The sequence below is a fragment of the Actinomadura sp. HBU206391 genome (genome assembly GCF_014323665.1).
Classification (GTDB): Bacteria; Actinomycetota; Actinomycetes; order Streptosporangiales; family Streptosporangiaceae; genus Actinomadura_C.
Window position 1 is genome coordinate 1 of record NZ_JABVEB010000232.1, and the last position, 8235, is coordinate 8235.

Sequence of the window (8235 nt, forward strand, 5' to 3'; positions counted from 1 at the left end):
CACATCGATCGAGTGGTACGACTACTACCTCTTCGGCACCGCCGCGGCGCTGGTGTTCGGGACCGTCTTCTTCCCGGAGTACTCCAGCACGGCCGGCACTCTCGCGTCCTTCGCGACGTTCGCGGTCGGGTTCGTCGCCCGCCCGCTGGGGGCCGCGATCATCGGCCATTTCGGGGACCGGATCGGCCGCAAGTCGATGCTCGTCCTGACCCTGCTGCTGACCGGCGTCGCGACCTTCCTGATCGGCCTGCTGCCCACCTATTCCGCCATCGGGGTCGCGGCGCCGCTCCTGCTCGTCGTCCTCCGGCTCGTGCAAGGATTCGGCGTAGGCGGCGAGTGGGGCGGCGCCGTCCTCATCGCCACTGAGCACGCGTCCCCTCGCCGCCGCGCGGTCTACGGCAGCTTCGCGCAGTTCGGTGTGCCCATCGGCGTGCTGACCTCGAACCTGGCGTTCCTGTCCGTCTCGAACATGTCCAACGACGACTTCGTCTCGTACGGCTGGCGGATCCCCTTCCTGATCAGCCTGCTGCTGGTGATCCTCGGCTTCCTGATCCGTACCAGGCTGCAGGACGCGCCGGAGTTCCGGAAGGTGAAGCAGGACAAGACCGTCAGCAAGGTTCCCTTCGCCGATCTGGTCCGCCGGGAGCCGCGCAACCTCGTGCTCGCCAGCCTGGCCTCGATCGCGCCGCCCGCCGTCGGCTACACGGTCATCGTCTACATGCTGACCTACGGGACCAAGGTGATCGGCTTCCACCGGACGACGCTGCTCACGCTGATCCTGGTCTCCACCGGGGTGTGGATCGGCACGATCGTCCTGGCCGCGGTGATCTCCGACCGCTTCGGTGCGAAGAAGGTGTTCGTCTTCGGCACCCTGACCGCCGTGCTCTGGCCGATCCCCATGTTCAGCCTGGTCAACACCGGCAGCATCGCTCTCGCGCTGCTCGCCTTCAGTGTGGCCGCGATCGTGCAGGGCATCATGGCCGGGGCCCAGGGCGGCCTGTTCACCGAGATCTTCGACGTGCGCGTCCGCTACAGCGGGATCTCCGTCGCCTACCAGCTCGGCGGAATGATCGGCGGTGCGGTGACCCCGATCGCCGCGACGGCCCTGTTCGATTCGTACGGGACCTCGACGGCCGTCGCCGTGTACGTGACCACGCTCTGCCTGATCAGCTTCGTGGCCATCCTCGCCCTCCGGCCGGGCCCTTCGCAGGTGACCGAGGGAGCGAGCCGGCCGGCCGTCGCGGCCGGGTCGAGCTGACGTGTGACCGTTGTGGGCGTGCGGGCGGGCCGTGGGCATCTGGACCTCGGCCCGCTCGCCATTCGCTCCGATCCGTGGCCACTTCGATGCGCGGATTTCCGTTGTTCGCCCGGATCTGTCATAGCATTTCGCCGAGATGTCGGCCGGGTGGCGAGGTACCGTACCGGCCGACGAGGCGCGAGTACGGAGCGACGTGGGATCCACTGCCGGCGCTGCCGGGCCATCGGGAACGGTGGACCGATCCGTTCTCCAGGCCATGCTGGAGGTGTCCGCCGACGGCCTGGCCGTCCTGGACCGGCACGGCCGGTTCGTGCTGCTCAACCCGGCCGCCGAGCACATCCTCGGATCTCCTGGGGGCGGTCTGCTCGGGCAGGCGGCGCCCTTCGACCTCGGCGCCGGTGAGGAACTGCGCCGTACGCCGTGGCCGGTCCCGGACGGCCGCCGCCGCGACCTCGAATACCGCCTCGCCCCGGGTCTTCGAGGACTCGGGCCGGGAGGTGGTTACGCGGTCTGGTTCAAGGACGTCACCGAGGTTCTCCGGCAGCAGGAGCGGCTGACCGCGATCGTCAGGGCGGCCTCCAGCGTCGCGGACGTGTGGTCGCTGCGCTCCACACTCGAGGCGGTGGCGCGCGAGATCGTGATGACGGCGAACATCGCCGCGGTCCAGATCCTGGCCCTCGATGATCCCCAGGACGAGCTGCGGCTGCTCGGGATGGCCGGCTTCGGCGACGCCCGGGACTTCACCGAGCGGCTCAGCGCCTGCCGCCGCCTCGGCGCCAGGGTCCGCTTCATGGACGCGTTCCAGCAGGGCGAGCCCGTCGTGGTGCCGCACCGCAAACCCGTGATCATGGCGGACCCGGCGTGGGCGCCGTTGCACGCCATCATGGACCACCCGGACTGGGACGGCTTCGTGTCCATGCCGATGGTGGTCCGCGGCCGGACCCTCGGCGTCATCAACGCCTACTACGTTCCCGCGGAGGATCCCGGCGCCGACTCGCTGGCCTTCCTCAAGGCGATGGCCGATCACGCCGCGGTGGCCATCGACACCGCCGCGCTCCTCGCCGGGACACGGTCGCACGAACGCCGCCGGCTGGCCAGAGACCTGCACGACTCGGTGGTGCAGCAGCTCTTCTCGATGCGGATGCAGGCCAAGGCGCTGCGGGCCCACCTCGACCGCACCGACGCCGACGCCGACGTGACCGTCGTGCGCGCCGGCGCCGAGGAGCTGGCGGAGCTCGCCGAGGCCGCCCTGGCCGACCTGCGTGGGCTCGTCTTCGAGCTGCGTCCCCTGGAGCTGGCCGAGCGCGGTCTGATCGGAGCCGTCCAGGCGCAGGCCGCCGACCTGGAGGCGCGCACCGGCCTCGTCGTCGACGTGCATGCCCACGGCGACGTGGAGCCGGGTCTGGGGATCGACGCCCAAGAGGATCTTTACCGCATCGTCCAGGAGGCGCTGCACAACGTGGTCAAGCACGCCCGGGCCGGCGAGGTGCGCATCCGGTTCGGCCGGTCCGCCGAAGGCGGCGTGTTCGTCGAGGTGACCGACGACGGGTGCGGCCTCGACCGCGTGAACGGCGCCGCCGCCCCGGGGGCGGCCGGCCGGGAGACGCTGGGCCTGGTCTCGATGCGCGAACGGGCCGAGCGGTGGGGTGGCACACTGAGCGCGGGTCCCCACGCGGCCGGAGGCTGGACCGTCGGCGTGACGCTGCCGGCGCCGCCGGCCAGGGACGGGAGGACACGATGACCGGCGAACGGGCCACGACCGAGGTCATCCGGGTCATGGTCGTCGACGACCACGCGATCGTCCGGCGCGGCCTGATCGCCTACAGCGCCGCGGTACCCGACCTGCGGGTGGTGGGGGAGGCCGCCGACGGGCGTCAGGCGATCGCCCAGCTCCGGCAGTGGGACACCCTGGGCGAGCCCCTGCCCGACGTGGTGCTGATGGACCTGCGGATGCCACGTATGGGCGGGGTCGAGGCCACGGAGTCCATCGCGGGCCTCTTTCCGCAGGTCAAGGTCGTCGTGCTGACCAGCTTCGGCGAGGCCGAACGCGTGCACGCCGCATTGGCCGCGGGCGCGGCCGGTTACGTGCTCAAGGACGCCGACCCCGAGGAGGTCGTCACCGCCATCAAGGCCGCCGTGGACGGTGAGGTGCACCTGGACTCCGCCGTGGCCCGACAGCTCACCCGGCGGATGACCGCCCCGCACGTCGGGCTGACGTCGCTGACCGCGCGGGAGCGGGAGATCCTGGCCCTGGTCGCACAGGGGCACTCGAACCGCGAGATCGCCGACCGGCTGGCCATCAGTGAACGCACCGCCCGGACCCATGTCAGCAACGTGCTGACGAAGCTCCGGCTCTCCTCGCGTACGCAGGCCGCGCTGCTCGCCATCCGCGAGGGACTCATCCCCCCGCCCGGGTGAGCGCTCGGAGGCGGCCGACGAGATCGAGACGGATGACGTAGCCGCCACACGTCGCATCGGTGCCCCAGGTGGTGACATCGGGCGGATTACCGGCGCTGGGCGCCTCCCTACAGTCGTTAGGGAACGCGGTTGTACGACCGCGGCCCACAGCACCGACGTGAGGGAGGCCATCGTCACGTGACCGCGTCCACCGTTCTTGACGCATCAACGCCCCGCGCCGGCTCGGACTTCGAGGCCGACCTCGTGGTGACGGCTCGCACAGAAGAGGCCGAGGGCGTCGTCGGCGTGGAGTTGGCGCTCCCGTCGGGCGGGCGGCTGCCCGCGTGGACCCCCGGCGCGCACATCGATGTCACGCTGCTGCCCGAAGGTCTCATCCGCCAGTACTCGCTGTGCGGCGACCCGGCCGACCGCGGCCGCTGGCGCATCGCCGTCCTGCGGGAGGGCGAGGGACGCGGCGGATCCCGGTGGATCGCCGACCAGCTCGCCGAAGGCACCACCCTGCGGGTTCGCGGCCCCCGGAACAACTTCCCGCTGCGGCCGTCCGGCCGGTACGTGTTCATCGCGGGCGGCATCGGCATCACTCCGCTGCTGCCGATGATCAAGGCGGTGGCGGCGGACGGCGGGGACTGGGTGCTCCACTACGGCGGCCGCACCCGCGCCTCGATGGCCTTTCTAGGCGAGCTCTCCGCGTACGGCGACCGGGTGCGCGTGTACCCGCAGGACGAGGCCGGCCTGCTCGACCTGGACACCATGCTCGGCGCCCCGGCGGCCGGCACCCACGTCTACTGCTGCGGCCCGACCGGCCTGATCGACGCCGTGCAGCTCCGGTGCGGCACCTGGGCCGACGGCGCGCTGCACGTCGAGCGGTTCACGGCCGCCGCAGTGGAGGCCGACGGGGAGGACACGGCGTTCGACGTCGTCTGCGAGCGATCCGGCATGACCGTCACCGTGCCACCCGATACCTCCGTGCTGGACGCGCTCGAACGGGCCGGGATCTCCGTCCTGTCCTCCTGCACCGAGGGCATCTGCGGGACCTGCGAGACCACCGTGCTCGAGGGCGAACCGGACCACCGCGACTCCCTGCTCACCGAGGAGGAGCAGGCCGCGGGGGACACGATGATGATCTGCGTCTCCCGCTGCCGAGGTGCGCGCCTCGTCCTCGACCTCTGAGCATCCCGTTCACCAGCATCACTGCTGACCGCTATCCGGAGGCCAAAAGCACAATGTCCGATAATCTCGCGAGCCCGTCCGTGCTGGTGATCAGCGCGCATTCCGGCGACTTCGTCTGGCGTGCCGGGGGTGCGATCGCACTGTCCGCCCAGCGCGGTTCCGCCGTGCACGTACTGTGCCTGAGCTTCGGTGAACGGGGCGAGTCCCAGGGCCTGTGGAAGCAGCAGGACATGACCCTGGAGCGGGTCAAGGAGGTCCGGCGGGCCGAGGCCTCCGCGGCCGCCGGGACGCTGGGTGCGAGCATCGAGTTCCTCGATCTCGGGGACTATCCGCTGCGGGTCGACGAGGCGGCGGTCGAACGGATCGTAGGCGTGCTCCGCGAGCGGCAGCCCGACGTGCTGCTCACCCACGTGGCCGAGGACCCGTACAACCGCGACCACAACCAGGCGCACGAGACCACGCTGCTCGCCCGGATGGTCGCCCAGGCCCACGGACACGACCGCACCACCCGTCCGCTCGGGGCCGCCCAGGTCCTGCAGTTCGAGCCGCACCAGCCCGAGGTCTGCGGGTTCGCCCCCGACCTGCTGCTGGACATCAGCCCGGTCTTCGACCTCAAGACCAAGGCGATGGCCTGCATGACCGCACAGGAGCACCTGATCCGCTACTACACCGACCTGGGAGTCCGCCGGGGCGTGCAGGCCGTGCGTAACGGCGCGCCGAAGACGGTCACGCACGCTGAGGCCTACCAGCGGACCTTCCCGACGGTGGGGGAGGAGCTGCGATGAGCCGGCACGTGATCGTCCGGACCGGCCGGCGGCCCGACCCCGAGGCCGTCGCCGTCTTCGAGCGGGCCGGGGTGGCCACGACGCATGAGGCGATGGGCCGGCGCGGCCTCACCGGCCCCGTGCTCCGGCCGATCTATCCCGGCGCCCGGATCGCCGGCAGGGCCGTCACGGTGCTGAGCCAGCCGGGCGACAATCTGATGATCCACGCCTGCATCGAGCAGTGCGGCCCGGGTGACGTGCTGGTCGTCGCCACGACCTCGCTGTCCACTGACGGCATGTTCGGCGAGCTGTTCGCCACCCAGCTCGCCGCCAGGGGGGTCCGCGGCCTCGTCATCGACGCGGGCGTGCGCGACGTCGCGGACCTGACCGAGATGCGGTTCCCCGCCTGGTCCCGGGCCGTCTCCGCGCAGGGCACCGTCAAGGCCAGCCCCGGCTCGGTCAACGTCCCGGTCGTGGTGGCGGGTGCCTGCGTCCGCCCAGGAGACGTGATCGTCGCCGATGACGACGGGGTGCTGTGCGTGCCACTGGAGGAGGCACCGGAGGTGGCGGCCAAGACGCTCGCCCGGGAGGCCGCCGAACAGGACAAACGCGAGCAGTTCCAGGCCGGGGTGCTCGGACTCGACCTGTACGGCATGCGCGAGACCCTGGCCCGGCTCGGCGTGACGTACGTGGACGCCGCGGTCACCGACGAGACGGCCGTCCCGGCGGCCGATCAGGGACCCGCCTGACCATCTCCCGTCCTAACTGTTTCGAGGAGTCCGCTTTGGCGCCAACGACATCGCTGGTCATGAACGGTTGGTACATCGGTGCCTGGTCCGATGAGGTCGGACGGACGCTGATGCAGCGCTGGATCGTCGGCCGGCCCGTGTGCTTCTACCGGTTGCAGGACGGCACGGTCACCGCTCTGGAGGACCGCTGCCCGCACCGCAGGTTCCCGCTCTCCCTGGGGCGGCTCGACGGTGACGTCATCGAGTGCAACTACCACGGCTACCGGATCGACGGCGGCGGGGTCTGCGTGGGTGTCGCCGAGCAGCCCGACACCCCACGGGCCTCGGTGCACCGGTTCCCGCTGGTCGAGCGGGACGGCATCGTGTGGATCTGGCCCGGCGACGCCGACCGGGCCGACCCGGGTCTGCTGCCCGACACGTCCTGGCTGAGCGACCCCGAGTGGACCCACGTGCACGGGGTCGTGCCGCTCAAGGCGCGTCACGTGCTGCTCGTGGAGAACCTCCTGGATCTGACCCACGAGACGTTCCTGCACCCGAGCACTATCGGCAACGCCGCGGTCGCGGCCACCCCGATCGACGTCACCAGCGAGGGCGACCGGGTGTCGTTCACCCGGCACATGATCGCAATCGAAGCGCCCCCCTTCTATGAGAAGTCGATGGGACTGACCTCGCCGATCGACCGCTGGCAGGACGGCGACTTCTACGCACCGGGCGTCTTCCAGCTCAACATCCGGCTCGCGCCCACCGGCACCGAGGAGCCCGAGGGGTTCCACATGAAGGTCATCTACGGCATGACACCGGCCACCGAGACCGAGACGCACGACTTCTTCGCCCTCGGCCGCGACTACAGAGTCGACGACGAGGAGCTGTCCCGGTTCCAGCTGGACCAGCAGCTCGCGGTCATGAAGGAGGACGTGGACGCCCTGGAGGCCCAGGAGGTGATGGTCGCCACCGAGACCGTCCGGGCGCCGGAGTCGAGCATCCGCTCCGACGTCGCGGGTCTGCGCGGACGGCGGCTGCTGGAGAAGATGGCCGCCCGCGAGGCGGCGCCCGGCACCGCGTCCGCCGGGCGGCCGCGCCGGCCGTCGGCGACCGCGGCGGGGGCCGGCACATGAGCACGTTCGTCCTGGTCCACGGGGCCTGGCACGGCGGTTGGTGCTGGGACCGGGTCGCCCCGCTGTTGCGCGCGGCAGGGCACGAGGTGCACGCGCCGACGCTCACCGGCCTGTCGGAGCGAGCCCATCTCCTGTCACCACAGGTGGGACTCGACACGCACGTCGAGGACATCGTGCGGCTGCTCGACGTACTGGCGCTGCGCGACGTCGTACTGGTGGGGCACAGTTACGCCGGACAGATCGTCACCGCCGTCGCGGACCGGCGGCCGGAGGCGATCGCGACCCGGGTCCACCTCGACGCGTTCGTGGGCGTCGACGGCGAGGCGGCCCGCGACCTGCTGCCCGAGACGGTGGCGCATCACTGGGCCGAGTCCGCCGCCGGCGCCGGATTCGGCTGGCTGGTGCCGGTGCGCTCGCTGTCCGTGCTCGGCGTGACCGAGCAGGCGGACGTGGACTGGCTGACCCCCCGGCTCACCCCCCACCCGTGGAAGACCTACACCGACCCCCTGCGCCTCACCGGCGCGGTCGACGACGTACCGGCCGCGTTCATCGAATGCGTGACCTGGATGCGGGTGTTCCAGGGCCAAGCGGAGCGGGCGCGCGAACGCGGCTGGCCGGTGCACGATCTGGACACCGGGCACGAGGCCATGGTCACCGCGCCCAAGGCGCTGGCCGACGTCCTGCTGCGACTCGCCGCCGGCTGAGCGCGGCAGCACCGAACCGACATACACAGGAGACGATGTGGAGTTCCTCGTCCGGTC

8 protein-coding genes are annotated in these 8235 nt (G+C 71.2%); all 8 read left to right on the forward strand.

All coding sequences use genetic code 11. The features are described from left to right. The coding region (locus HKK72_RS32260; RefSeq protein WP_187238217.1) for an MFS transporter at positions 1 to 1258 on the forward strand (1258 nt) is incomplete at its 5' end. A 232-nt stretch (positions 1259 to 1490) separates the two neighbouring features. Further along, positions 1491 to 2999: a GAF domain-containing protein gene (locus HKK72_RS32265; RefSeq protein WP_222721407.1), complete on the forward strand. Its 1509-nt coding sequence runs from the start codon at positions 1491 to 1493 to the stop codon at positions 2997 to 2999. Next, positions 2996 to 3676 (forward strand): response regulator, encoded by a 681-nt coding sequence (locus HKK72_RS32270; RefSeq protein ID WP_187238218.1) that lies wholly within the window; start codon positions 2996 to 2998, stop codon positions 3674 to 3676. Before HKK72_RS32265 ends, HKK72_RS32270 begins: the two co-directional genes overlap by 4 nt. A gap of 177 nt (positions 3677 to 3853) precedes the next feature. After that, complete coding sequence (locus tag HKK72_RS32275; protein ID WP_187238219.1) at positions 3854 to 4846, forward strand: PDR/VanB family oxidoreductase; 993 nt, start codon at positions 3854 to 3856, stop codon at positions 4844 to 4846. 53 nt (positions 4847 to 4899) lie between these two features. Then, on the forward strand, positions 4900 to 5631 hold the full coding sequence (locus HKK72_RS32280) for a PIG-L deacetylase family protein (protein ID WP_187238220.1): 732 nt from the start codon (positions 4900 to 4902) through the stop codon (positions 5629 to 5631). Beyond that, complete coding sequence (locus HKK72_RS32285; RefSeq protein WP_187238221.1) at positions 5628 to 6359, forward strand: 4-carboxy-4-hydroxy-2-oxoadipate aldolase/oxaloacetate decarboxylase; 732 nt, start codon at positions 5628 to 5630, stop codon at positions 6357 to 6359. Before HKK72_RS32280 ends, HKK72_RS32285 begins: the two co-directional genes overlap by 4 nt. A 35-nt stretch (positions 6360 to 6394) precedes the next feature. Further along, positions 6395 to 7474: an aromatic ring-hydroxylating dioxygenase subunit alpha gene (locus tag HKK72_RS32290; RefSeq protein ID WP_222721409.1), complete on the forward strand. Its 1080-nt coding sequence runs from the start codon at positions 6395 to 6397 to the stop codon at positions 7472 to 7474. Next, positions 7471 to 8178, forward strand: a complete 708-nt coding sequence (locus HKK72_RS32295; RefSeq protein WP_187238222.1) for an alpha/beta fold hydrolase — start codon at positions 7471 to 7473, stop codon at positions 8176 to 8178. The genes HKK72_RS32290 and HKK72_RS32295 overlap by 4 nt, the downstream gene beginning before the upstream one ends. The last annotated feature ends 57 nt before the right edge of the window (positions 8179 to 8235 follow it).

Bases quoted from the DNA above. Each gene is read 5' to 3' on its own strand.
- HKK72_RS32270 (WP_187238218.1), top strand. From the start codon at position 2,996: ATGACCGGCGAACGGGCCACGACCGAGGTCATCCGGGTCATGGTCGTC.
- HKK72_RS32280 (WP_187238220.1), top strand. From the start codon at position 4,900: ATGTCCGATAATCTCGCGAGCCCGTCCGTGCTGGTGATCAGCGCGCAT.
- HKK72_RS32285 (WP_187238221.1), top strand. From the start codon at position 5,628: ATGAGCCGGCACGTGATCGTCCGGACCGGCCGGCGGCCCGACCCCGAG.
- HKK72_RS32295 (WP_187238222.1), top strand. From the start codon at position 7,471: ATGAGCACGTTCGTCCTGGTCCACGGGGCCTGGCACGGCGGTTGGTGC.